Source organism: Halomonas sp. DP5Y7-2 (assembly GCF_019802025.1).
In the GTDB taxonomy this organism is placed as follows: Bacteria; Pseudomonadota; Gammaproteobacteria; order Pseudomonadales; family Halomonadaceae; genus Halomonas; species Halomonas litopenaei_A.
The window spans coordinates 1-842 of sequence record NZ_JAHVHY010000024.1; the positions used below are offsets into that span (position 1 = coordinate 1).

1 protein-coding gene is annotated in these 842 nt (G+C 64.8%); it reads left to right on the top strand.

Annotation, left to right across the window (positions count from 1 at the left end; translation table 11 throughout):
- A partial coding sequence (locus KUW18_RS19580; protein ID WP_222562195.1) for an Ig-like domain-containing protein occupies positions 1–842 on the top strand: 842 nt, incomplete at both ends.

Sequence of the window (842 nt, forward strand, 5' to 3'; positions counted from 1 at the left end):
CCGAGCCAGGGCAGCGTGAGCTTCAATGGTGACGGCAGCGTGACCTTTACCCCGGCGACGGGTTTTGAAGGCGACGTGCTGATCGACTACACCATCACCGATGCCGACGGGGATACCGCGAACGCGACCCTGACCATCACCGTAGACGCGACCCCGGTGGTAGAGGTGAACCCCGAGTCGCCCAATGCGTCTGGCAATAACGAGGTGGATGAAGCCGGTCTGGACGACGGCGGCAGCCAGGCGGCCACCGACCTGGAGACCACCAGGGGCACCATCGCCATCGATACCGGCTCCGACAGCGTGGGCTCGGTGGTGATCAGCGGCGTGGACGTGACCAACGGCGGCACCGTGCAGGGGACTTACGGCACCCTGGTCGTCAGCGTGGTGAATGGGGACTACAGCTATACCTACACCCTGGACGACAACACTACCGACCATAGCAGCCAGGGCACCGGCAGCGACGGCATCCAGGACGTGTTCAGCCTGGTGGTGACCGACTCCGACGGCGACGTCAGCGACCCCGCAGCCTTGACCATCGATATCAAGGATGACGTGCCTGAGGCCACCGACGACGCGGCCGAGACCGACGAGAACGTGGCGATCACCGTCAACGTGCTGGACGGCAGTGCAGGCGGTACCGACGTGGCCGGTGCCGATGGTCCGGTGACCCTGACCAACGCCGCGCTGCAGGATCCGAGCCAGGGCAGCGTGAGCTTCAATGGTGACGGCAGCGTGACCTTTACCCCGGCGACGGGCTTTGAAGGCGACGTGCTGATTGACTACACCATCACCGATGCGGATGGGGATACCGCGAACGCGACCCTGACCATCACCGTAGACGC